General features: G+C 69.5%; 34 protein-coding genes and 2 pseudogenes. 23 read left to right on the top strand and 13 right to left on the bottom strand.

Annotated features, from left to right (window positions below):
• A partial coding sequence (locus IO39_RS42450) for a pentapeptide repeat-containing protein (protein ID WP_157549747.1) occupies window positions 1-1185 on the bottom strand: 1185 nt, incomplete at its 3' end.
• A gap of 245 nt (window positions 1186-1430) precedes the next feature.
• Here IO39_RS42450 and IO39_RS42445 point away from each other — a divergent pair.
• Window positions 1431-1670, top strand: a pseudogene (locus tag IO39_RS42445) (DUF2829 domain-containing protein); the annotation flags it as partial.
• A gap of 38 nt (window positions 1671-1708) precedes the next feature.
• On the opposite strand, the gene IO39_RS42440 reads toward IO39_RS42445, so the two are convergent.
• Window positions 1709-2137, bottom strand: coding sequence for a hypothetical protein (locus IO39_RS42440; protein ID WP_157549745.1), 429 nt, complete (start codon window positions 2135-2137; stop codon window positions 1709-1711).
• Window positions 2138-2240: 103 nt separating this feature from the next.
• On the opposite strand from IO39_RS42440, the gene IO39_RS55515 reads away from it, so the two are divergent.
• Entirely contained in the window at window positions 2241-2387 is a 147-nt protein-coding gene (locus IO39_RS55515; RefSeq protein ID WP_157549743.1) for a hypothetical protein, read from the top strand.
• 2 nt (window positions 2388-2389) lie between these two features.
• Here the strand turns inward: IO39_RS55515 and IO39_RS42435 are convergent, their stop codons facing one another.
• The 5 genes and pseudogenes from IO39_RS42435 to IO39_RS51555 all read right to left on the bottom strand — a co-directional run bounded on the left by IO39_RS42435 (window position 2390) and on the right by IO39_RS51555 (window position 5530).
• Entirely contained in the window at window positions 2390-2659 is a 270-nt protein-coding gene (locus IO39_RS42435) for a hypothetical protein (RefSeq protein ID WP_043637000.1), read from the bottom strand.
• A 111-nt stretch (window positions 2660-2770) separates the two neighbouring features.
• A complete protein-coding gene (locus tag IO39_RS51560) occupies window positions 2771-3520 on the bottom strand; it encodes a hypothetical protein (RefSeq protein WP_157549741.1) in 750 nt (249 codons plus the stop codon).
• Window positions 3521-3629: 109 nt separating this feature from the next.
• Window positions 3630-4514, bottom strand: a pseudogene (locus IO39_RS59810) (MAB_1171c family putative transporter); the annotation flags it as partial.
• Between the two features lie 32 nt (window positions 4515-4546).
• Window positions 4547-5035: a M48 family metalloprotease gene (locus IO39_RS42420; protein ID WP_052424114.1), complete on the bottom strand. Its 489-nt coding sequence runs from the start codon at window positions 5033-5035 to the stop codon at window positions 4547-4549.
• A 54-nt stretch (window positions 5036-5089) separates the two neighbouring features.
• Window positions 5090-5530, bottom strand: a complete 441-nt coding sequence (locus IO39_RS51555) for a helix-turn-helix domain-containing protein (RefSeq protein WP_157549737.1) — start codon at window positions 5528-5530, stop codon at window positions 5090-5092.
• A 249-nt stretch (window positions 5531-5779) separates the two neighbouring features.
• On the opposite strand from IO39_RS51555, the gene IO39_RS42410 reads away from it, so the two are divergent.
• On the top strand, window positions 5780-7423 hold the full coding sequence (locus IO39_RS42410) for a hypothetical protein (RefSeq protein ID WP_157549735.1): 1644 nt from the start codon (window positions 5780-5782) through the stop codon (window positions 7421-7423).
• 467 nt (window positions 7424-7890) lie between these two features.
• On the opposite strand, the gene IO39_RS42405 is transcribed toward IO39_RS42410, so the two are convergent.
• Window positions 7891-8211: a hypothetical protein gene (locus IO39_RS42405; RefSeq protein WP_043636992.1), complete on the bottom strand. Its 321-nt coding sequence runs from the start codon at window positions 8209-8211 to the stop codon at window positions 7891-7893.
• A gap of 283 nt (window positions 8212-8494) precedes the next feature.
• Here IO39_RS42405 and IO39_RS42400 point away from each other — a divergent pair, with 283 nt between their 5' ends.
• Window positions 8495-9229, top strand: a complete 735-nt coding sequence (locus IO39_RS42400; RefSeq protein WP_043636990.1) for a hypothetical protein — start codon at window positions 8495-8497, stop codon at window positions 9227-9229.
• A gap of 214 nt (window positions 9230-9443) precedes the next feature.
• Here the strand turns inward: IO39_RS42400 and IO39_RS42395 are convergent, their stop codons facing one another.
• Window positions 9444-9692, bottom strand: a complete 249-nt coding sequence (locus IO39_RS42395) for a hypothetical protein (RefSeq protein ID WP_043636988.1) — start codon at window positions 9690-9692, stop codon at window positions 9444-9446.
• Complete coding sequence (locus IO39_RS42390) at window positions 9689-9985, bottom strand: type II toxin-antitoxin system Phd/YefM family antitoxin (protein WP_043636984.1); 297 nt, start codon at window positions 9983-9985, stop codon at window positions 9689-9691. The genes IO39_RS42395 and IO39_RS42390 overlap by 4 nt, the downstream gene beginning before the upstream one ends.
• A gap of 262 nt (window positions 9986-10247) precedes the next feature.
• Here IO39_RS42390 and IO39_RS42385 point away from each other — a divergent pair, with 262 nt between their 5' ends.
• The 16 genes from IO39_RS42385 (at window position 10248) to IO39_RS55510 (ending at window position 18248) form a co-directional block, all read left to right on the top strand.
• Complete coding sequence (locus IO39_RS42385; protein ID WP_043636981.1) at window positions 10248-10595, top strand: hypothetical protein; 348 nt, start codon at window positions 10248-10250, stop codon at window positions 10593-10595.
• On the top strand, window positions 10592-11233 hold the full coding sequence (locus IO39_RS42380; protein WP_043636978.1) for a hypothetical protein: 642 nt from the start codon (window positions 10592-10594) through the stop codon (window positions 11231-11233). The genes IO39_RS42385 and IO39_RS42380 overlap by 4 nt, the downstream gene beginning before the upstream one ends.
• Window positions 11230-11628 (top strand): hypothetical protein, encoded by a 399-nt coding sequence (locus IO39_RS42375; protein ID WP_043636976.1) that lies wholly within the window; start codon window positions 11230-11232, stop codon window positions 11626-11628. Before IO39_RS42380 ends, IO39_RS42375 begins: the two co-directional genes overlap by 4 nt.
• Window positions 11625-11882 (top strand): hypothetical protein, encoded by a 258-nt coding sequence (locus IO39_RS42370; RefSeq protein ID WP_043636973.1) that lies wholly within the window; start codon window positions 11625-11627, stop codon window positions 11880-11882. Before IO39_RS42375 ends, IO39_RS42370 begins: the two co-directional genes overlap by 4 nt.
• A complete protein-coding gene (locus tag IO39_RS42365; protein WP_043636970.1) occupies window positions 11882-12502 on the top strand; it encodes a hypothetical protein in 621 nt (206 codons plus the stop codon). The genes IO39_RS42370 and IO39_RS42365 overlap by 1 nt, the downstream gene beginning before the upstream one ends.
• Window positions 12499-12939, top strand: coding sequence for a hypothetical protein (locus IO39_RS42360; protein WP_043636966.1), 441 nt, complete (start codon window positions 12499-12501; stop codon window positions 12937-12939). Before IO39_RS42365 ends, IO39_RS42360 begins: the two co-directional genes overlap by 4 nt.
• A complete protein-coding gene (locus tag IO39_RS53660; RefSeq protein WP_052424112.1) occupies window positions 12936-13415 on the top strand; it encodes a hypothetical protein in 480 nt (159 codons plus the stop codon). Before IO39_RS42360 ends, IO39_RS53660 begins: the two co-directional genes overlap by 4 nt.
• A gap of 84 nt (window positions 13416-13499) precedes the next feature.
• Window positions 13500-14558 (top strand): tyrosine-type recombinase/integrase, encoded by a 1059-nt coding sequence (locus IO39_RS42350; RefSeq protein WP_245642588.1) that lies wholly within the window; start codon window positions 13500-13502, stop codon window positions 14556-14558.
• A gap of 54 nt (window positions 14559-14612) precedes the next feature.
• Window positions 14613-14837, top strand: a complete 225-nt coding sequence (locus IO39_RS42345; protein WP_043636963.1) for a hypothetical protein — start codon at window positions 14613-14615, stop codon at window positions 14835-14837.
• Window positions 14838-14910: 73 nt separating this feature from the next.
• The gene (locus tag IO39_RS42340; protein ID WP_043636960.1) at window positions 14911-15201 is read left to right on the top strand and encodes a hypothetical protein; all 291 of its coding nucleotides are present in this window, start codon (window positions 14911-14913) and stop codon (window positions 15199-15201) included.
• The gene (locus IO39_RS42335) at window positions 15201-15503 is read left to right on the top strand and encodes a hypothetical protein (RefSeq protein ID WP_043636957.1); all 303 of its coding nucleotides are present in this window, start codon (window positions 15201-15203) and stop codon (window positions 15501-15503) included. The genes IO39_RS42340 and IO39_RS42335 overlap by 1 nt, the downstream gene beginning before the upstream one ends.
• Complete coding sequence (locus IO39_RS42330; protein ID WP_043636954.1) at window positions 15503-15988, top strand: hypothetical protein; 486 nt, start codon at window positions 15503-15505, stop codon at window positions 15986-15988. The genes IO39_RS42335 and IO39_RS42330 overlap by 1 nt, the downstream gene beginning before the upstream one ends.
• Window positions 15985-16473: a hypothetical protein gene (locus tag IO39_RS42325; RefSeq protein ID WP_043636951.1), complete on the top strand. Its 489-nt coding sequence runs from the start codon at window positions 15985-15987 to the stop codon at window positions 16471-16473. Before IO39_RS42330 ends, IO39_RS42325 begins: the two co-directional genes overlap by 4 nt.
• Window positions 16470-16811 carry a hypothetical protein gene (locus IO39_RS42320; protein WP_043636948.1) on the top strand — a complete coding sequence of 114 codons (342 nt, stop codon included), beginning with the start codon at window positions 16470-16472 and terminating at the stop codon, window positions 16809-16811. Before IO39_RS42325 ends, IO39_RS42320 begins: the two co-directional genes overlap by 4 nt.
• Before the next feature lie 8 nt (window positions 16812-16819).
• Window positions 16820-17602 carry a hypothetical protein gene (locus IO39_RS42315; RefSeq protein ID WP_043636946.1) on the top strand — a complete coding sequence of 261 codons (783 nt, stop codon included), beginning with the start codon at window positions 16820-16822 and terminating at the stop codon, window positions 17600-17602.
• A gap of 70 nt (window positions 17603-17672) precedes the next feature.
• Window positions 17673-18248 carry a hypothetical protein gene (locus IO39_RS55510; protein WP_157549731.1) on the top strand — a complete coding sequence of 192 codons (576 nt, stop codon included), beginning with the start codon at window positions 17673-17675 and terminating at the stop codon, window positions 18246-18248.
• Window positions 18249-18604: 356 nt separating this feature from the next.
• Here IO39_RS55510 and IO39_RS51545 read toward each other — a convergent pair whose 3' ends face one another.
• Together IO39_RS51545 and IO39_RS42300 are read right to left on the bottom strand one after the other, a co-directional pair.
• A complete protein-coding gene (locus IO39_RS51545) occupies window positions 18605-19171 on the bottom strand; it encodes a hypothetical protein (protein WP_052424111.1) in 567 nt (188 codons plus the stop codon).
• Window positions 19168-19740 (bottom strand): RNA polymerase sigma factor, encoded by a 573-nt coding sequence (locus IO39_RS42300; RefSeq protein WP_052424110.1) that lies wholly within the window; start codon window positions 19738-19740, stop codon window positions 19168-19170. Before IO39_RS42300 ends, IO39_RS51545 begins: the two co-directional genes overlap by 4 nt.
• A gap of 205 nt (window positions 19741-19945) precedes the next feature.
• Between IO39_RS42300 and IO39_RS42295 the strand changes: the two genes are divergently transcribed.
• Window positions 19946-20617 (top strand): hypothetical protein, encoded by a 672-nt coding sequence (locus IO39_RS42295; protein ID WP_157549727.1) that lies wholly within the window; start codon window positions 19946-19948, stop codon window positions 20615-20617.
• Between the two features lie 82 nt (window positions 20618-20699).
• The gene (locus tag IO39_RS42290) at window positions 20700-20963 is read left to right on the top strand and encodes a hypothetical protein (RefSeq protein ID WP_043636941.1); all 264 of its coding nucleotides are present in this window, start codon (window positions 20700-20702) and stop codon (window positions 20961-20963) included.
• A gap of 46 nt (window positions 20964-21009) precedes the next feature.
• Here the strand turns inward: IO39_RS42290 and IO39_RS42285 are convergent, their stop codons facing one another.
• Window positions 21010-21582 (bottom strand): hypothetical protein, encoded by a 573-nt coding sequence (locus tag IO39_RS42285; protein ID WP_043636939.1) that lies wholly within the window; start codon window positions 21580-21582, stop codon window positions 21010-21012.
• A 293-nt stretch (window positions 21583-21875) separates the two neighbouring features.
• Between IO39_RS42285 and IO39_RS42280 the strand changes: the two genes are divergently transcribed.
• Window positions 21876-22219: hypothetical protein (locus tag IO39_RS42280; protein ID WP_043636936.1), on the top strand; the 344-nt coding region annotated here is incomplete at its 3' end.

Below are 22219 nucleotides of genomic sequence, written 5' to 3'. Positions count from 1 at the left end.
CACCCGCAGCACACCCTCGGCCGCCGGCGCGACGCGCACCCCAGCCAACCCCGCCCTCTCCAGCCCCGACGCGCCGCCGAACCCGGCACCGCCGCCGAAGGTCGCCCTGTCGAACCAGGCGTCGCCGGTGAAGGTCGCCTCGTCGAACCGGGCGTCACCGGTGAAGGTCGCCTCGTCGAACCAGGCGTCGCCGGTGAAGGTCGCCTCGTCGAACCAGGCGGTGCCGGTGAAGGTCGCCCTGTCGAACCGGGCGTCGCCGGTGAAGGTCGCCTCGTCGAACCGGGCGTCACCGGTGAAGGTCGCCCTGTCGAACCGGGCGTCGCTGGTGAAGGCCTTGCCGAACCGGGCGTCGCCGGTGAAGGTCGCCCTGTCGAACCGGGCGGCTCCAGTGAAGGTCGCCCTGTCGAACCAAGCGGCTCCAGTGAAGGTCGCCCTGTCGAACCAAGCGGTTCCAGTGAAGGTCGCCCTGTCGAACCAGGCGTCGCCGGTGAAGGTCGCCCCCTCGAACACGGCCGTGCCCATGCGGCAGGTGCCGAGATTGAAGTCGATGAGGACCGCGCCGGTGAGGTCGAGCTGGATGTCCGGCCAGTGGCGCGGGTTGCGGTCCGGATGGCGGGAGGGCCACCAGCGGCGCGAGGCCGGGGAGTCGTCGTAGCGGAGATGGGCGGTCAGGATGCGCTGAGCGGTCAGGCGGACCTGACGCTCCTCCTGCGGGTCGCGGCCGCCGCCGCTGGCCGAGCGGGCCGGTTCGCGGTGGCGGGCGGCGCGTTGCGCGGCGCGGATCTTCTCGCCGCGGTCCTCGCGTGGCGGCGTGTACGGCATGCGCAAGTAGGAGCAGATCACGTCCACGATCGTCTGGCGCAGCGCCGGGGTGTCCTGAGCCAGGCGTTCCAGCGCGTACAGGCCGCCCAGCCGGACCGGAGCCTGGTCATTGCCGAGCTGCTCGGCGGCCTTGGTGTACAGCTCGGTCACTCGGCGCTCTGCGGCGTCGTGCGTGGTGTGCGCGGTGGCCAGCTCCTGGTGCCGCTGGCGGCGCACGGCCAGCAGTAGCGTCACCGCGGCGCCGACCCCGGCACCGGCCGCCAGCGCGGTTCGCACCGCCTCGATCCGGGCGGAGATCTGCTGGGGGGTCGGCACGGTGTGCAGGTCCTGCAGCAGCCAGGTGCTGACGCCCCAGACCGCCACGCCGACCAACAGCGCCGCAGGCAGAGCCCACCACCACATCGATCGTGGAGGCCGCAGGTCGGGCGGGCGAGACAGCGGCCGGGGAGAACGTCGGGAAAGACCCACGTACGCGATTCGCTCCTGACGGCAGACCGTTACGAGGTGGGGGCTCAGCTCAGCATCGGACCTCAGTGATCTGAGGTAACGGCGCTACTTTGGGGTTCATCGCACGGACCCGAGTGGAGGGGCCCTGAAAGCCCGGCCACCGGCTCACCCGCGCTGGCTGGAACGGCCAGGGTATGTGGATCTTCCGCGTGCCCGGCTCCACCATCACCGTCGCCGCTGACCGGCCCCTCGGCCAAGCCGCGCCCGAACTCGTCGGCCAGACCATCGAGTACCGGCCCCACGACGACATGTTCACCGCGGACGGGCAGATCGTCCCGTGGGTGGCGTCCCAATCGGACATGGACGCCGGCGACTGGGAGATCGTGGGCGGGGCGCTCTAGCGACCGACTGGCAGATCCTCCGTCCACCACCGGCTAGGTCAGCCGGCCTTTGCTATGGGTTCGACCGTGGACACCGACTCCGGGGGATGTCGTAGCTGCTCCGGCAGGAGGTACGCATTCGCGAGGTTCCGCAGGGCGTCCATGGGGTCGTTGACGTCATCCAGTATGTGGGAGGCGAACAGGGTGAGGTTCCATGCCGTGAGGTCACGCTCGCAGGGCTCCAGCTTGTACCAGACTTCATCCCACGCGGTCTCGATCTCATCGTGGGTGCAGGCCTTCTTGACCTGCATGGTGGTGAGAAGGTCCAGCGCGGCGAAAGCGGTGTGGAACTTCCGCCATCTGGCCAGATCATCGCCCTTCAGGACTAGATGATCCTCGTCGGGCTCCTCGTCGCTCGGAAGACTATGCGGCACGAGTTCCTCTTGCTCGGGACCGTCTTCGTCTTGCGAGCTGCTGTTGGCTGCCATGGAAGGGAGGGTATCGAGGGAGCCTGAGCGGTGTCGCGGAGGTAGGGATATGGCGAAACAGCCCTTGCCTGCTCATGGGACTTCCCCTGTACGCCCGCCCGCGATGATTCACGAGATCCGCTACGGCGAGCCGCCCAGCGCGACGCGCGGATCGCTGAGCTGGAGCGCGAACTCGGCATGCGCGAGTGACGTGCCGCTGGCGGCCGCTCTGGATGGGCGGCCGCCAGCGCTCGACTACGAGGGGGCCTGAAGTCAGGGCTTGAAGATCTTCAGGATGGCGGGGAGAACCGCAGGATCGGCTCCGAGCTTCGCCAGCTCGACGGCGGCCCAGAGCGCGACGATGCCGAGGGCGCACGTCGCGAGAATCCGAAGGGCCTTGGGCGAGATCCGGAACCCCTCGTCGGGCGGCGGGGCAGCCGGACTCGTGGCATCCACCAAGGTCTTAAGCGGGATGGCGGTGATGACCCACGGCAGGTCATCGCGCCGGTCCGGCGGTGGACCGGACGGCGTCTTCTTGAGCACCTGGACTCCTTACCAGTAGGCGTAACCTGACTGGCCGGGTCCGGGAAGCCCAGGTCATCGCGCGTTTTCTTGCGCGTGATCTTCGCGGAAAGTACCCTGCGATGTACAGAGTTAGCAGGTACTTAGCGCGTGGCCTCCCCGGAGATCCGGCGTGTTACGGACTGGGTCTCGACCGGTGGCACGGTCGAGACCTTTGTTCGTAAGGCCAGAGTAATAGTCGGCACAGTGATTCGACTCTAGAGCCGAGAAACCCCCGCGCAGAGTTCCGCCCTCGGGGGCGGAACGTCCCTGCTGCTCTTGTCGTAGGGCGTTGCAAGTCAGGATGCTGGCGTTCGTAGAACCTGATCCGGCGCGCACATCGTTCCTGATCCTGACCGGTATCGAGGTGGATGTGAACCCCGGGGGGGGGGTGTGGGGGAGGACCTCCGCGCCCGCCCCCCCGACCCGGGCGACCACCAGGGCGCCGGCCGCGAGCACCACGGCGGGCCAAGGCAGCACCCACGCCAGCATCACCACCGAGCCGGCCGCCACGGCGGTGTGGAAGCTGATCTTCCACCGCAGGGTGATCGGCCCCACCACGGCGAGCGTGGCGAGCATGATGGTCACGCAGGCGACCATCACTCGAGGAGCGCCGAGCGCGGCGAGCAGGGCCAGGGCGAGCACCACCAGGGCGACGATGACCGCGACCAGCTTGGGCCGCTGGGACCGCTCCCCGATGTGCCAGTCCCCGAACCACCCCTTCCGGACGCCGCCGAAGATGACCACCGCGGGGACGCCGCCGCACAGGCCGGCGGCGAGAGCGCCCCAGCCGAGCCCGGCCCACCCCGACGTGACCGCGCCCACCGCCAGAGGCAGGCTCATAACGATCCACATCGGGGCGAACCCGTCCGTCAGGAGACGGGCGAAGCGGTTCTCGGGCCGCTGCTGATCTGCTTGTACTGTCTCGCGACCTGACGCAACCACTCTGTCTCCTTCTGAAGGTCACCAGCGAAATCAACCTCAGGCTGAGCATCCCGTCGCGGATCTCGGCCACCCGCCGCACCACCCGGCCCCGAAGGTCCATCTCCATCGGTAGCGACAGGTCCGGGTACTGGGCCGTGAGCGCGTCCCACAGCGGCGCGAGCTCGCGCAGCGCGGCTCGGTCGCGCAGCTTGGCCACGCCCATGCGCCAGGCCGGGATCGATGTGCCGGCCGTGATGCCGACGATGCACAGCAGCAGCGTCGTCTGGCCGAGGACCGGGATCTCCCGCAGGCTGGTGTCCGGGTCGAGCAGCGTCACGGCGTTGACCGTCATGACGTGCGCCCGGTTGACCACGCCGGCGATCATGCCGAGCGTGGACAGCACCAGGCCGAGCCGCAGCAGTGGCGGCGCGACCCGCGCGTACCGGCCGAACATGGCGCCCGCCGCGGCGAGGCACGTCATCAACCAGAAGTCGAACACCAGCAGGTAGACGCGGCCGGACGGCGCGGTCGGGAACGGGGCGTGCGCGCCTTCCACCCAGTAGATGCGGCCGCCCCTGGCCGCGAACATGGCGATGAGGACCGCCATCACCACCCCGGCCGTGGGCCAGATCCAGCGGGACCACGACGACCGGTCGTGCCGCGTGATCGCTTCCACGTACGCCAGCAGGCAGGTGGCGCTCAGCAGGCCGGTCAGGTGGCGCATCAGCGTGGCCACCTCGGTCCCGGTGGTGGCGTCGAGCCACGCCACGATTGGTGGCGCGGTGAACACGCGGGACATGGCCAGGCCGGTGAAGGCCCCCCACAGCATCACCTGTTCGAGCTGCTTGCCTTGCTGCAGCGCTCGCAGTGCAGGCCGGACGCGGGAGATCGACGCCCCCCACAGCAGGATCATGGCCAGCCAGGCGGACAGGGTCACATGGCCCCCTAGGTCTCGTATCCGAAGGTTTTGGACAGGCGGCGCAGGCCCTCGTCGCCTGCCTCTGGCGGGGTTTGGGCGCGCGTCAGGATGAGGGTCGCGAGCTTCTCGGCGTCGCGCTCCTCCTCGGTCTCGAACCGGCCGCGCCCTGCCAACCCGATGATCGGAGTCAGCCCGACCATGTCCCCGACCATCCGGCGCAGGACCTCCTCCTCGCCGCCCAGGACCACGCCGTGCCTGAGCAGCATGTGACTGATCTCGTGGAGGACGATCAGAACCCGCAGCATCCCGGACGCGCCGGGCGCGACGAAGATGTGGTCCGCCTCGCGGGTGCCGATCCACAGGCCCGACGCGGCGCCGGCGGCCTCTTCCGGAAGGTCGAGGACATACAGGGGGCGCTGCCGTTGCTCGCGGATGCGGTCGAGGAACTCGTCGAGGTCGAACGGGTAGGGGATGGGTGCCGCTGCTAAGGCATCCAGCAGCTTGGGGGACGGCAATTCGTAACCTTTCGGCCGAGGCCCGGACAGACTACCCGGGGCCCCTGACTGCCTTTACTCCTGGCTGTCGGGGTTCGCGCCCGCTGGCCGGTCCGCGTCACGGCCGCGTGCCTCGGCTTCCAGCATGGCCTGGAACATCTTGACCACTGCCTGGCGTGACATCGGGGAGATGCCCTGCCAGCGTTCGGCGATGTACTCGATGCCCAGCTCGGCCGCATCCTTGCGGATCTGGTCTTCAAGCTGCTGGTCTTCCGGGCTGAGCTGTGCGGGCGGCTTCCGGTCCAGGAGCCAGTCAACCGAGACGTCGAGCAGCTCCGCGAGCGCCTCGGCGACCTCGATGGAGGGGTTGGTGCTCTTGCCGTTCGCCAACTGACTGATGTAGCCGTTCGAGATTGCCATGTCGGGCCGGGTGCGCTTCAGTTCGCGGGCGGCGGCGCGGGCTGACATGTTCTTGCGGCGCAACGCTTCCGTCAGCCGCTTGGCCGAAAATGCCACTTCCTAATCCTCGCTCCTCGCACCCAGCTTGCCCCGCTGTGGGGCGTAATTCACTGTTCACCGATGTGCGCCCAGAGTACACACTTTGCCACGGTGTGGTCCGTCAGTTGACAATTCTCCTTCTATGACGGAAGTATCTCCACCCCGGGTTGTCAACTGTCCGGACACACCGCCTACAAGTGTGTGTACGAGCAGTTGACAGCCCTGGCGCCGCCCCATCTCCACGCCGACACCTTGGAGAACCCCCTCGTGACCGAGCTCGACCCTGACGGCCGCCGCCTGTTCCTCCAGCTCTCGGCGGACCTGTACGAGCAGGCGATACAGGAGATGCACGGGGACGAGCCGCGCAATGAAGGGCTCGCGTTCTGGCAGGCCATCCGTGAGCAGATGGACGCCGAGGAAGCCGAGCACAAGCGCCGCATGACCGTGTACCGGATGCTGGAGGACCTGGCCGTCTTCCGCATGGCCAAGGTCCAGAAGATGCCGTACCACCGCATCGGCGCCCGCGCCGGCAAGTCCCGCACGTGGGCGCACGGCCACACCATGCCGCAGGACCTGGTGGACGACCTGATCCGCATGTATGCCGAGGCCGAGGCCGCCGAGCGGGACGCCTTCATGACGGCCCAGACCGAACCCGCCACCCCGCCCCAAGCCGGCGACCGTGGCAGCGTCGTCCCCCTCCGGTATCACCCGCGCCGGCCGGCGCACGAGGCAGCCCGCCGGAGCTTGCTCTACCGGCAGCTTCGCCGCTTCCTCGGCGGCGCGGCCGCCGTCGCGGGCCCGATCTACGTGGCCGTGAAGACGGCGGCCGAGAGCTACACCACCACGGTGCAGACGGCGCTCATGTCCAACGGCGCCCTCACCCCCATGCCCGGCCTGGACCCCCTGAGCGCGGGCAGCCTGTCCGGCGTGCTGTCCGCGACCGGCACTTCGGGCGCGGCCGCGCAGGCTTCGGGCCCGGTGACGACGGTCGTCGGCAAGGTCGTCGCCTCGGCCGTGATCGGCGTGCAGGCCACCGCCGGGGTGTCAGCCCCGGCCGCCGTCGCCATCACCGCGGCGGCGGGCACCCCGGTCGTGCTCGCGGCAGAGCAGGCGGCCGAGCCGATCGCCGTGGCGCTCGGTATTCAACGGCCAGACCAGGCCCCCGCGCCGGCGCCTGACCAGTTCGCGGCCCTCCCCGCGGTGCCGGCACCCACGGAGGAGATGCCCCACCCGGTGTGGCAGACGCCGACCGCGTACGAGACGGGGACGCCCAGCAGTTCCCCGACTGCGAAGTCCAGCTCGCCGGCCACGCAGCCGCTGGCGACGGTGCGGGCCGCTGCCCCGACGACGGCCGCCGTGGTGCCCACCGCCACGGCGCCCACCACCGGGGCGAAGACGTCCGAGGCCGCGCCTACGCCGACAGCGGTGCACAGCCCGCAGGTGACGTCGGACGCCGTCGTGCCGACGTCCACGCCCGTCGAGGTCGTCTCCACGCCGGTGGTCTCGACCGCACCACCGGTCGCATCCTCGCCTTCGCCGTCGACGCTGGAGCCGACCACGCAGCCGACGCCGACGAGCTCGCCCACGGAAGCGGTGCCGACGCCCACGGAGGAGCCGACCGCGCCGCCGGTCACGCCTGTGCCCGACCCGGCCCCGACGAACGGGCCGTCGAAAGGGCCGGACCAGAAGCCCGACCAGGAGCCTGGCCCGGCGCCGACGCGCGACCCGGACCCCACGGCCGTGCCCGAGCCGACCGTGATCCCGTCCAGCCCGCCGCAGCCCGCGCCCGCAGGCGGCGAGCAGCCCGAGCATGGGAACGCTCCAACCCAGGATGCGCCCCTGGAGGTCCTTCCCGCAGGGGCGGGAGGATCTGTGCTGGCCCTGCGGCCGACGCCGGGCTGGTGGTATTAGCCCAGACCCCCAGGAAACGACCTGCTCCCGCCCTGTTCACGGGGTGGCAGGCACCGAACTGTCCAGGTTCAGGGCGGAAGCAGGGCAATGCGGCGCACGCCGCCGCAGGCAGCTTGCCCCCGCCCTGAATCGAGACCTGTGCGGTGGTCTCGTTCTCTCCCTCGCCAGGAGGGCGGGGGCAAGCCTACACATCGTCACGGCCGGGCAGCGTCGGCACGCTGGTGTAGTCGACGCCGTCGAGGCGCGTCAGCGAGGAGTAGTTCACCCACCGGTAGTCCATGCTGGGCGGGCCGCCGGTCACGTCGGAGTCGAGGGGGAGGCCGATCTTGCCCCACCATTCCGGCCGGTTGTTCGCGACGATCTGAGCGCGGACGTCGTCTGGGCGTTTGGGGCGTGGGTACGGGACGCTCCTGAATTCGGAACGGACCCGAGCGCTGGGTGGCTTTGCTGTGGGGAGCTGGGGGTCTCTACCCGAACTTGACGAAGGTCGGGAACGGAGCGCTGAATGTCTCAAAGTTGCGGGAGCCGACGAATCCGGCGAAGACGGTGCAGTTGCTGTTGGTGTACATGGAGGCGTCGGTGTCGGTGTCGTTGTGGGCATTGCGGGCGCCGCCGGAGATTGCTAGGCAGGCGCCGTTGGGCGTCGGAATGTTAAGGGTGGTTTCCATTCCGTTGTCGGCCCTGGTGTAGAAGAACGTGCCGGAGGCGGCGTTGGCGGATGGGGGGACCGATACCACGACCAGCGTCGTGGCCAGGGCGCCTAGAGCCCAGGTGCGAAGACGTGCCATGTTCTCATATTAAGCGCAGAGTAGTTGAATGACAACGGATAGTTATTATGATGTTGTGATCGGAGAAGATGGAGGCGAACCGTCTCTCCGGCCACTTCCTTGGCATTGGCCCACTCTCGGCCACTTTTGGATGGCTCTATGAGGGCCGAGCGTACGCGGGCCGGCGGCAGCTCGTCCACGCGTTCGGGTCCGGAATGGAGGTTGAGCAGCGGCCAGCATCGCGGATGGCAAAATCCGGGCGACCGCCATTGCGCCGTAGGGCAGGCGCGATCACTCTGGGTGCATGCCGGCAATCGACACCATGGATGCGCTCCTGCGGGCCGTCGAGGAGTTCGACACGCAGGACTTCGACCTGTTCGTCGAGGCAGAGGCGCTCAACCTGGCCGCGGATTCGCTCGCAGAGTCCGGCCTGTTGCTGCTCGGCGAGGTGCACGGTGTTCGGGAGAACCCTCTGATCGTCCAGGAACTCATGCGGACGCTGGGGCTGGCCACGCTGGCGCTGGAGTGGCCTGAGCAGCTCCAGCCGCATCTCGACGCGTACCTCGCGGGGCGGGGAGGGCTCGGGCATCCGCTGTGGTGGACGGGCGATGGCCGTATCACCGCCGGGCACCTCGCGGTGCTCAAGGCCATGACCGGTGTGCGGATCATCCTGTTCGACGGATCGACACCCACGTCCGACTGGTCGCAGCGGGACGCCACGATGGCGCGAAGAGTCCTGGACGCGCACAGCGAGCGGACGCTGGTCCTCGCGGGAAACCTCCATACCGAGACCTCCGTCACCGACTTCGGGGTACCGATGGGGGCGCACCTGGCGGCGGCGCAGCCTGCGATGCGGAGCGTCCGAATCGTCTACGGGGCCGGGAGCTTCTACAACTTTGAGCCGCGGCTGTCCGGTGGCCACGCGGTAGACCGGGGTCTGCGCATCGCCGAGGCCGGCGAGCTGATCGTGGGGCTGCCCGCGTTCTCTGAGGCGATGGTCCCGCACTTGCCGTACGGTGCGGTCGATGGTGGCCTGTGAGCGGCTCGGGGCCTCATGGTCACGGGCTCAAGCGTTCGAGGCCGAAATGCCCTGCCTGTGATGGTTGTGACGTTGCATCCGGTTTGCGTGTCGTGATCTTCGCTAAATGATCTCTCTGTGGCGCACGCTGGCGGGCGAACGCGCGTCGCCGAATGGTAGGAGATCCAGGAGCGGCATGGGCGCTCCTGGACGCTCTCAGCGCGTTCTAGCCTTGTCAGGTGTTGATGTGGAGGACCCAGATCGATACGTGGTCCAGGTCCTCCGGGCCATGCGTGTAGAGCGCGCGGAAGGTAGGCGTGATCAGCTCGTACGCACCGGGGACCTCGGCGTAGGGTACGGCTTCGGGGGGTGTGGGGTCATCGCCCAAGTCCATGAGCGTGTCGTAGATCGACATCCGCAGGGTCGTGGGGGCCAGGAGAAGGGCGTCGATGACGTCGGAGTCGAGGTGGACGGGAACTTTCACCTGGTGACGTCACCTAGTCCGAGGTCGGCGTATCCCTGTTCGCGCGATGTGTAGATCGTCATTTCGCGCTCACCTCGGGCAACGGCGTCCATCTTGGCGCGGACCTCGGCGGCCTCACGCTCTCGCTTGAGTCGTACATACTCCTCGAACTCCTCCTCGGAAATGAGCACGGCGCGCTCGGTGGTGGATCGGCTGATGGTGGTGTGCCGGCGGCCGTGCACGGCGCGCGCAACGAGCGTGCCGAGCTGGCTGCGGGCTTCGGAGATGCCCAGTGAGTCGTGCGTAGTGGTCATGTGGATCTCACTCCTGCGGACCGGTCGCTCTCCGGTCCTCCGTTTCTTGGTGGTCTCTCCACCATACGGGAATCTGGACAGCCAGCGCAGGAAGCTCAACATGTACATGTTGCTCGCCTACCCAGATTTTTATTACCGGGAATGTCGATTCCCAAAGATAAAACCGCTATGATCATGGTGAACGGCCCGCCCGGGACTGCGACCCCGGGCGCGGCCGAGACGTAAGCCCCAGGACGTAGTAAAGGACCCAACCGTGCAACTCATGGACTTCAAGCTGGTCGCCCCCGACGCCGACCGGCGCAAGCTCGTCGCGTACCTCGACGCCAACCCGGAGTGGTCTCGCCTCGCCTCCACCGGCGGGACGTTCCTCTTCTACCGCCACTCGTCGTTCCGGGCCGACCAGCGAATCGAGATCCCCGCCGACGACAACCCCGTGTTCGCCCAGGAGGACCGCCGCACCTGCGCGACGGCCGCGCACATCATCAACGCCGTCGCCCTCGGCATGCCCACCTCGGCCACGCCGAACGCCGTGGCGAAGGAAGCCCTTCGCCGCCTGGCCGCGCACACTGACGTCCCCGCCACGGCGACCGGGCAGGAGACCGCGCGATGACCCTCAACGAGCAGGAGCGCGACGACTACCGCGCGCACTCTGACCACTTCGCCAACCACGTCGCCAGCGCCGTGGACGCCCTGGCCCTCATGGAAGACGCGGCCAGCAGCTTGCGCTCCGCCGCCCGCCTGCTCGACCGGATCGACGCCGAGCTTGAAGCCCGGCCCCCCGGCGAGATCGCCGCCGCCCAACAGCAGATCCTCGACGAGCAGAAGGCCGCCATCATGAACCGCCCCGTCGTCATCGTCATCACCAAGCCGGGATACGACACCGTCCGCATCGGCCCCGTGCCCCAGTCCACCGCCCCCGCGTGGATCGTCACGCTGGACAAGGTCGCCGAGCACTACAACCTGCCCCAGGGCAGCGCGTGGGAGATCGCCGCCTACGACCCGGCGCTCCCCCACGAGGACCCGGCCGAGACCCCCACCACGGTGCCCGCGCTGGTCCCGATCCTGCGCGAGATCGTCAAGCGGAGCCCGGACGAGCTTCCCGACCCGGCCCTCTTCCCTGACGTGGACGTCCGCTTGCACGCCCTCGTCGGCGAGGAGGAGTCATACGAGCTGTGGCGTGACGCCCTCATGGAGGTAGACGCCGAGATCTTCGCCGCCAACGCCGCCAAGGACCGTGACGCGCGATGAGCGAGACCGTCAACCTCATCCGGCCCGACGCCAACCGGGACGAACTGGTCGCCCACCTCGACGCCAACCCGCACTGGGAGCGCCACACCAGCCGCGCCTACGGCCCCGACTACCTCGCCTGGCAGGCTGACCGCGCCGTCGTGGACGACATCTACGGCCACCGCGCCATGAGCGTCATCGTGAACTTCCCCGCCCCGCACCTGGACCAGTACCTCGGCGGCGACTACGTGGCGGCCAGGCTCGCCGAGGCCGCCAACACCGCCAACGCCATCGCCCTGCGGCTGCCGGTCGAGACCCACTTCGAGGTGATCGACCGCCTCGTGGCCATCTACCAGGCCGCCGAGCCCGACAGCCCCATCGCCCTCATCGCATCCGGACAGGTGGAACCCGAATGAGCACCCCCACGACCGAGATCGCCGACGTGGCCATCGCGTCCGGCCTCCCCGACGACCACCCGATCAAGGACCTGCCCGGCCTGACCTTCCACGTGTGGAAGCCGCTGGAGAAGAACGACCCGCCCATCACCACAATCGGCGATCTGAAGGGCTGGACCGACGCCACGCTCGTCCAGATCGCCCAGTTCGGCGCTACCCGCCTCGACAAGCTCAAGACGGCCATGCTCACCGCATTCAACGGACCCACCTTCTGATGGACACCTACTACCGCCCCGTCCCTGACGGGGCGGCCCCCATCACCATCTGGCACGGCGAGATCGAGACCGAGGATGAGCAGTACTGGCTCACCGAGGCCACCCACGACGTCAAGAAGATCCACCCCGACACGATCACGCACCTGCACGACGGCGTGGTGACCACCCTCGCCCTCCTCCCGCCCGTCGCGCCCGGCACAGTGGAGGCCGCCGTCAAGGCCGCCGCCCGCTGGTGCGCCGGCTGGCGTGTCACTCCGACCTGGCGGCCCGAGCCCGGCCACGTCCGCATCCAGGAGATCGCCCGCCAGGAGCGCGAGGCCGAGCTGCTGAACGAGGCCGTCGAGATCGCCAAGGGATGGCGGTACGTCCGCATCACCTCCCCGGCCCGGCCGAGCTGGGACGACCAGAAGGCAGCCGTGGCGTTCACCGAGGTTCGGGCGCGGATCTACTCGACCGCCAGGCGCACGGGCCTGATGCGCCGCATCTCCAACACCGACACGAACTCGATCGTCGTGTTCGGCCACCACGAGCGGCCCGTGGATGACGCCGTGGCGGCGTTCATCGCCGAGGTGACCACCTTCCTGCCCGCCGGGTGGACGCTCGACCATGAGGGGCGGTGACCACGATGACCAGCCCCACCTTCACCCGCATCGTGCACGACCGGCCGTACCTGGACGGCATCCTCCGGACATGGCTGCTCAGGGGCGACCGGTGCGCCATCCAGACCACGTTCGCCCACGTCTCCGTCCCGCTCGTGTTCGGGACCAAGCTCAAGTGGGAGGGCGTCATCGCCGGCTACCACTCCCAGACCCCGCAGAGCCCCGGCGAGCAGCCGCACACCAACGACTGCCCGTACGTCGAGGGCAACGTCTGCCACTTCGAGGGCACCGAAGCCCGCGCCGCCGACCTCGTGGCCGAGTGGGTTGCGGCCAACCACGACGACGCCGTCATCTGGGACGCGGCCGAACGGGAGTACCAGCGGCTGTTCGTGGAGCCGATCGACTTCCAGGAGTGGATGATCCGCGAAGTCGGAGACCTCGGAGGGGACATCGTATGAACGACCTGCCGTACTACACTGATGACCCGCTGGTGGACCTCAAGGCCCACCGGTTGCTGCTCGACCTCGACCCGGTCGCATCCGCCCAGGCCGGGCGAGACCTCAAGTCCGGCACCTGCTCCTGCGGCACCATGACGGCCACCCCGCCGTGGGACGACCACGCGGTGTTCGAGCAGTTCGACGCGCACATGGCCGACGTCCAGGTGGACGCCCACGAGGTCGCGGCCGAGGAGCTTGAGCAGGCGCGCAGGCAGGAGCGGAAGGCCGTGGTCGAGCGATGGAACGCCACGGTGCCGGTTGGCACGCCCGTCCGCTACTGGACCGGCGCCCGCCACGGCGTGGGGAAGCCGAGCCGAACCCGCACCCCGGCCGTCGTTCTCAGCGGGCACACGCCCGTCGTGTGGGTGGAGGGCGAAGGAAGCTGCATCGCCCTCACCCACGTCCAGCCGATCGAAACCGAAGGGGACCCGTCATGAGCGCTGATCCGTTCCACCACGCCATGCGCATCGCGCGGTTGTACGGCATCGACATGAGTGCGCTCGCAGCGCGGGCGCACGAAGTTGAGGCGCGTCTCGGGTCCGGAAACTTCCACAGCGCGCACGTGGTGCTGGTCGCGCTGGGGCCGCGACCCCGCCGGCCGCGACCCAGAGGGCAGGCCGGACCCGGCCGCGCTCGCCATCACCGGCGAGACGGTCCACTGGCATCTGCTGCGGGCCGAGCACACCCAGCACCTGCGCGCCCTGATCGCCGCGGCGACCACCCGCCGCAAGGACGGCAGCCGCGAGCCCTGGTCAACCGCGTATCGCAACAAGCACATCGTCGCCCTGCGCCAGGTCCTCGACCGGGCGTGGCTGCTCGGCCTGATGGCCGCTGACGATCGCGACCGCGCCCAGCGCGTCAACCAGTTCTCGGGGACGCGCCTGCCCATGGGCAAGCACCTGCCGGCCGAGCGGGTGGGCGCGCTGTTCGCCGCCTGCGACGCCGACCTCGACCCCGACGACGTCGAGGATGAGGCCCGCCGCGAGCGGCTGCGCCGTACGGCGTTGCGGGACGCGGCCCTGATCGCGGCCCTGTACTCGACCGGCGCCCGCCGCTCAGAGCTGGCCGGAGTGGCACTCGCCGACTACGACCCGGCCGACCGGTCTCTGCGCATCCGGCACGGCAAGCGGAATAAGGAACGGATCGTCTACCTCACCGGCGGCGCGGTCGCCCGGATCGAGGCGTGGCTGACCGTGCGCGGCACCGACCAGGGCGGCCTGTTCGCCCCGTTCACCCCGCGCGGCGGACACGTCCGCCGCACCCGGGCGGGCACCGTAGCGCACATGGACGGCCAGACCGTGGGCGACGTGATCGCCAACCGCGCCGCCCAGGCCGGGCTGCCCGAAGCGCCGGACGCGCACGACTTCCGGCGCACCTTCACCGGCGAACTCCTGGACGCCGGCGTGGACCTGGCCACCGCGCAGGCGCTGCTCGGCCACGCCTCCCCGGCCACCACGGCGCGCTACGACCGGCGGCCGGAGCGGGCCCGCCGCGCGGCCGTGGACAAGCTGTCCACCCCTGACGCGGTGCCCCTGCCGGGCGCCGCCCCCCGCCGCCGCCCGACCAACACGGGTGCGTGATCTCCGGCCATCGGAGGGAGACAGTAACCCTCGCCGGTTGCCAGACTCTTCCCCATGACCGAGAACATCAGCGCCATCGGCGCCCACGAGTGGCAGGCCGCCACCTACGTCCCCGTCACGGCCGAACAGCTCCAGAGCATGACCGTCACATCCGCCGGGGGCGCGACCCCGCAGTTCGAGCTGCCTGCCGGCACGGAGCTCGACGTGATCGCCGTGAACTGCCGCCGGTGCATGCGGCCGTTCGCCGAAGCCTCAGAACAGCCCTGCATTGCAGTCTGACCTGCTGATACGACGTTAACGATCTGATGGTCTAGCTTCCTCTCGCCCCTGCAGCGAGAGGAAGCACAACCACATGGAACAGCCCCCCGACGTCGCCGATGCGCTCCCGCCGTTCAGTGGCCTGGAGCCCGTCTGCGCGAAGTGCGGATGGATCGGCGCGACCCTCCAGTACCGGCCGGCGCGCGGCCCGCTCGTCCTGCCGTGGAACCCCGACGTGCTCGTGGACGTGGCCAGGCCGGAGCGGCTCGCCCGGCATTGCACGTCGTGCGGCTTCGGCTGGGACGAAGCCCCGTTGGACGCGCTGCCCACCAGCCCCGGCGCCGAGGCCCGTGAGGGCCAGGCCGCCGGAGAGGGGCGCAACTGATGGCCGTCCCCGACACCACCTCGAACGATCCCGTGCACGCCGTACGGGCCTGGCTGGAGAACGTGGCCGAGAGCCACGCGACTGGAAGCGCCGCCGAGCCGGCCCCGCCCCAAGTCCGCGAGGTCTGGGTGAGCATCGACCCGCCCCCGCAAGACGGCGTTCCCATCCCGTCGACCACGCCGCCAACTGCGCTGCACCCGCGCGGGCCGCGGCCGCGCTTCATCTGGGAGGCGACCCTGCAGGACGGCCGGACGGTGACGGTGGCGCGCGAGGTGACCGACGAGCAGATGGGACTCGCCTGATGCCGTACGTCAAGCACGGGGACCGCTTCTGCGTGTGGTTCACCTCCGACCCGGGCGACCAGGTGCCGGTGACGCCGGACTGGTGGGGGCCGCCGGAGGAGACCGGTTGGCCGCAGGTCGACGAGTGCCGGAGCTGCGGGGAGCGCGGCTACGCGTGGGAGCCGCCGCCGGTGGCGCCGGAGGTGCGCGACAACGCCGCGGCGTTCTCGCGGTGGATGCGCGAGGCGATCAGCCACCAGGCCGGCCGAGGCGGCACGGCGTTCGTCGCTCACCGGACGGAGGCGGACGTGGCGCTCGTGGAGTGGCACGGCCCGAAGGAGATCGTCGTCCACAAGTCGGGGCCCGGCCCGCGCAGTCATCCGCCGGAGCGGATGCTGGTCTGCGCCGAATGCTCCTCCAGCACCGCCTACCCGTGCCGGACGTTGCGGATGGCCGCCGCGCCGTACCGGTTCAGCTATCCAGGGCACAGGACGGAGTGGCTGTGAGGGGCATCATCTCCTTCCTCGGCCGGGGGCGGCTCTCGGTCGCGCCGGTCGGCACGGACCCGCGCGACGAGGACGCCTTCACCGAGATCAGCGAGGGCGACGTCGGCCTGGTGCTCGCCGAGAACGACCTGGGCAAGCTGCACGACCCGCCCGGCTGCCCTGGCTGCGGTGAGCGGGAGATTCGCGGGCGGGTCCGTGGGCCGGGCACGACACCGTACACGGTGTTCGAGTGCGGCCACGCGGCCGAGATGGTGCCCGAATGGATGCTGTCGTTCATGCAGGTTCAGGCGGCGCGAGCCCGCCGCCGCGCGCAGGCGACGGGCATCATCCACGCCCACATGAGCGACCTACTGCTCGCCGTGCGGCGCGGCCGGAAGGCGTTGCCAGCGGCCGCGCTGGAGCCGATGTTCGGCCCCGGCTACACGAACCTGCACGGCCCGCTCGCGGACGTGCAGCTGAACACGATGAGGAGCGTCCCAGAATGAGCCAGGTCGCCTACCAGGCCGCCGCCAAGGCCCTGTACCTGGGCACGCCCGCATTCCTGGACCCGGGCCTGGTCCACCGGATGGTCGACGCGGCGCTCGCCGCCCACGACACCGTGATCTCCTACAGGCCCGCAGACCAAGTACGACCGAAAGGGATAGTCCCCTGGTCGAGGCGGGGTGTGCGCCCGAGGATTACGGCTCGAACATGGCGGGATAAGTCCGGCGCGATAACGATCACGGGGGCGTTTCCGCAGGTCGAGCTGCTCGATATCTCTTTTTATGTCAATCGGCTGCCCCTTCCAGCCGTACTTGGTCTGCGGGCCTGGCCGACTTCCTGATCGGCTTCGTGGCGGTCTGGCCGACCTCGGAGCCGCGCCCGGTCGAGGACGCGGCCCGGTTCGTCCGGCGGGCTCAGGAGTTGCTGGACCGGGCGGTGATCGTGGAGAAGGTCGGCGGCGCCTCGTGGGAGGACATCGGGGACACTCTGGAGATCACCCGGCAGTCCGCCCACGCCAAGTTCCGTCAGGCCGTCGAGGAGTGGGAGGAGGCGGTCAAGCGCCCGATTGTCACCGATGAGATGTACGGGATCAGCGGCGGGCTGGAGACGCACACCTACAACCGGATGCCCGCCGGAACCGCCACGCCCGAGGAGACGGCCGCCTACCTGGACAAGTGGGCGCTCGCGCACGCCCAGGCCGACGGCCGCGACGTCGGCGAGCGGCCGGTGTCCGGCGGGCTGGCCCGGATGACGCCCCTGGTCGAGATGATGAGCTTGTCGAGCGGCCCGCTGTTCGACGAGTTCGCCTCCCCGCCCCCGCACCTCCTGGCAGAGATCAGCGAGCGGGAAGCCGTCCTGTGGGAGCGCCTGGCAGCGGGCCCGCGCCCCTCGCGGGACGCCAAGAAGCACGCCGCCGCCGCGCGCCAGAAGGCCGCCACATACCGGGCCCAGGACGCCCACACCAAGTCGATCGCCGAGACCCAGACCCCGGACCAGCACACCAGCGAGCACGAACGGCGCTGGCCCAAGAAGATCTGGGGGCCGTACCGGACCCTCCCCGACCTGGCCACCGCCCGCGACTGGTGCGCCCACTGCAATGTGTGGATCGGCACCGAAACGAGCAGCTCATGACTGACGACCACGCGGCCAACCATCCGGCTGGCCGGCCCATCTCATCGCCACCGCCGCCGAACTGGCCGCGTTGGCCGCCGCCGTCGAGCCCGACGCCCCGGTGTGCATCGGCGACGCCCAACTTGAGCCCGGTTCCGATCCCGCCGACCACACCGCCTGCGCCATCGTAGCCCAACGCGAGCTCACACTCGCCAACCAGGCCAGCCAAGTCGCCGGGCCGGGTGAGCAAGTCAGCGCGCCGAACGAACAAAGCAGGCAGCATCTGCTTCTCACCCCGGTGCTGACGCTGACCGAGCGGCGGCTGGCCAAGCCCGGCGTCGTCGGGCCCGTCGCGCACCCGGCCGACCCCAACATCCGCCGGGCCGACGCCTACCACGACCGCAGAGATCAGGACCTCACTCGGTACCTGATGGAACTGCTTCATGCGGTCGAGAGCCTGCGCACCGAGACCGAGCAGTACGCGCGCGATGAGGACGACCAATTCCACCCCATCGCCCGTGGCCATCTCTACACGGCCGCCATCGCGCTGGCCCAGGCGCGCCGCCGTCGACCGCGCCACCGCCTACGGCGTGGCATGCGAGCTCATCCGCGGCGACGATCTGGACGACGACAGCGGCAGTCCCTGCGACGCCGAGCACCTGTATGAGGCCCTGGTGTGGCTGCCCGGCGAAGGCTGTGAGGAGCTCGCCTGCCCGGTGCACGCCGCAGTCGCGGTGCGCACCATCCCCGGCGCCACCAGCCGGCCGAACCCGAACGCCCGCTACGGGGACAACTCCACAGGAGGCCCGCACCCCTGACCGCCGATCGGCGCTGGTCAAAGCCGTCCCGAAACGGTCGTCTTCGGGACAGCAGCATCGACGACCAGTCGTTCCTATCTGGGCAGACTGGGTGACGCGCATCACCCACCGGCCGCTGTACCAGCGAGCAGCGGCACTGTTCAGCCCCTCATCGAGACGGAGGGGCCCCTGCCTCGCCGCTATGCCCGTGGTCGCCATCTGGGAGTTACGACACAGGCCCTCCACCGTCCGGCCCGCGTGTGCCCATCGGGACCGGTACACACGGTGCTACCGGACCGCGGATCTTGCCGACGCCTCCGCCGAAGCCCTTGGCCGGATCGTTGTCTTTGAAGCTCATTCTGATGAGGAGCGTCTCATCCGGCGCCAGGCTCTTCGGGTCGATCAGCCAGGTCCCATAATCCGCGGTGCGTTGCAGCGGATTCACGGGGGCGGGAACGATTTCGCCTCGGTCCATCTGACACTGCTGGCCATCGGGAAGATAGTCGATCACGGCCTTGACACCTGCCTCGGCCAGCCTCTTCTCCAGTTCCTCTGACTCGATCAGCTCGTGGATCCTGACGGTGACCGTGCCGTCGGAATTCTTCTCAACCGCGAACGCCGGAGTGCTGGGTAGCAGCGGCATCGAGGTCACCACCATTGCGGCGGCCGCCACAACGACCAGCCCCGCTCCTGCCAGCACGTACCGGCGGGACGGGTGAGCCGGCACAGGTTCCCATGTGACCTTGGTGGCCTCGGCACGCAGCTCCAAGAGCAGCTTGTCCTTGAACGTCATCTCATTCCCTCCGTGACCAGAGTCGCCACCACGCCCGGGACCTTCCGTAACGACCGGCGGGCGCGGTGGAGCCGGACTCTGGCCGTCCCCACCTTGATGCCGAGCGCTTCAGCTGCCTCGGCCACCGTCAACTGATCGATCACCACCAGTTCGAGCAGCGCGCTCTCACCGTCGGGCAGATGGGCCATGGCTTTCAGCGCCTGCCGGGCGGGCTCCTCGGCGTCGATGCGATCGGTCAGATCGGCCACGTCATCGCTGTCCAGGACCCGATGGCCGGCAGCCCGCTCCATGGCGCGAGCCTCACGCTGGGCGCGCCGCCGTTCTACCGACAGTACGTTGCGCGCCACCCCGTACAACCATCCGATTTCGCTTCCCCGCCCCACCCGGTAGGTGTGCCGTGAGTGGAGCGCCGCCAGGAACACCTCCGCCGTCAGATCGGCCACCGCGTGCGGATCGATGACCCGCCGGGCGAGGAACCGTGTCATCGCGTCGTAATGCCGCAGGTAGAAGGCCTCAAAGGCCTCCGGCCCCGCTAGCGGGCCCGAAGGTCCCGCCTGTCTGAGCCGCACGGCCCAGCTCCCTTCGTCGTTCGGTTCCTACACTCTGTACTTGACCGAAGGACTCCGACGCATTACATGTCGCATTTCGCGCCGGTCAGGTCGGGTCATGTCGCGTGGATGAGCGGAGCGCAGCTCTTGCATGGCGCCCGGGTGCTACCAGCTCTGTTCTTTCCGGTTGGGCCGGACGCGGCCAGGTCTGGTAGAAAAGCCGCCCATGACCAACCATTCGCGTCATGGCTCACCTGTTCTCCTAGCTGTCCTGGCGGCCGGCGCCGTGTACGGCGCGGCCACCTCCCTGGTCAACGCCGTAGCCCAGTCCTCTGTGGATCTGGACAGCCGGGAAGCCACGACCAACGGGTGGTCGATCGCGGAAATCCTGAGCGTCCTACTGGACTCCGGCTGGGCCTGGGCCGGGCTGGCGGTACTGGCGGGAGCGTGGGCCACTCAATCGGGACTGAGCGCGTTCGGTTCCCGGATTCTCGCCCGGGGCGCCGTCGCCGGTGTGCTGCCCCTGCTCGCTGCCACGGGTTCGTACTATGCCCTCGACACCATCATCCACGACGATCCGGTCACCTCTTACGCGGTCGACACGGCCTTCTGGTGGACCATGGCCCTCCTGCTCGGACCGATCCTGGGTGTCATTGGCGCCTGCGCCAGGAGGCCGGGAGTGATCGGAGTGCTCGCCCAGATGGCGGTGCCGGTCGGCGCGGCGGTCCAGATGGTCGTGATGCCGCCCGGTAGGAATGGAGTGATCACGACCATCGGGCAATGGGTTGTATGGACGTCATCTGCCGTGATCATCGGCGTGGTGGTGGTCCGCTTCCTCGGCGTGCAGCGGCAACGAAACCACCCCAGGGGAGCTGACTCGTCCGCGGCGACCACCTGAGCGGGGCCGGCGCCGGCCCCTGCGACGCCGAGCACCTGTATGAGGCCCTGGTGCGGCTGCCCGGCGTCGGCCGGCGATCGCCGTGGCCGCGGCGCTGAGCCTGCTCGGCATCGGGCTCGGCCTGCTCCAGCCCCTCCTGCTCTGGATGTACAAGGACGACGGCGACGGCGGCACCTCGTGGTTCGACGAGGCCGTGCCAGCGAGCCAGGTCAAGGACGACTGGATCGAGGCCTCCACCCGGTTCTACAGCTCCGACACCGTCAACCTGTACGTAACCCCCGGTACGGACGCGGGCCCCGCTCCCAGCCCGCACCCCGAACCCCAGTGGTACGACATGCCGGACTGAGCCCGTAGCACCGGCGACTTCCTTCCAGGGCGCCGCCCGGCGGAGTTCAGGGGCGCTCCCTGAGCTGTTGGGGCGTCTCCGGGCGGGGCGCCCTGTTCGGTGTTCCGATGAGGGCGAGCCCGCAGCCGTGGTGAAGGGAGCACAACCGTTGAGGCGGCCGCCCGGCCAAGATGTTCTGGTGCTCTGCCATGAGGACCTGGCGGAGGAACGGCGGAACGTGTGTACGCAGCGCCGAAAGATCTCGGTGAGGCGGGCGAGAACGGCGAGAGGCGGGGGTGTGGTCGTAAGCGAGGCTGCGAGGCTTGACCGCGCTGGAACGCAGGGACTGTCCGGCGTCCGACGGGGTGGCAGCGGGCCCCGTACGGCCGTCGCGCGCCGACGCGCGCAGGGCCACCATGGCGGCCACCAGCCCGGCCACGCCCAGCGCCATGCCGGTGAACATGGCCACCACACTCGCCTGCCGATCCAGAGTCTCCAGCACGTCCGCGGGCACGTTCAGCGGATCGGCGAAGAACCACACCAGCCCCGCCGCCAGCGAGATCGCCAGCACGACGATCGCGGCGATCCCCCCCCCCCGCCACAGCCGGGAACCCCGCACGACCCCAGCCGTTTTCGACATGTCTCCAGAGTGCTCCCGCACCGGCAGGAGCGGACGCATAGTGACGAACGCGTTACCTGCCCTCTTGCAGCCTCGAATCGGTCGTTTTACGGGACGGGTGTGCAGAGGGTTCCGGACGCCGGCAACGTTTCGTCACAGAATTACGGCAACATGTCCGCAACGCGCGTGACGATTGGAGGGGTGGCAGCATGAGGACCGTCACGCCCTAGGCGGCGACACTGCCTCCGTCACGCCACGGTGTGACGGAACGCAGAACCGCCTGACCGTCACACGCTACCGAGAGGCCACCACTCATGCCCGACCCGCAGCCCGACCCCGGGCGCCGGTGTGCCTCCCCGTTCTGCCGCAAGGAGCTGCCCGCCGACGCCACCAGCCGGCGCCGCTACTGCTCCGGGGCCTGCCGCCAGGCCGCTTGGCGCATCGAGCACCCGGCCGCCGTGACCCGGCCCTCCCTCACCGCCCCAGAGGAGCTGGAGGCGATGGAGGAGGCCGCGCGCCGGCGCGCCGCCCACCTGGCCGCCCTCGCCCAGCACGTCGTACGGTTGGAGCAGATTCCGCTCTCTTCACGGGCCCGGCATCATGATCGGGTGGACAGACTCTTAGTGCTGGTGAACGGCCTACCTGGGTCCGGAAAGTC

This window comes from Nonomuraea candida, assembly GCF_000725485.1.
Classification (GTDB): Bacteria; Actinomycetota; Actinomycetes; order Streptosporangiales; family Streptosporangiaceae; genus Nonomuraea; species Nonomuraea candida.
This window is presented reverse-complemented; position numbering and strand designations above follow the sequence as displayed.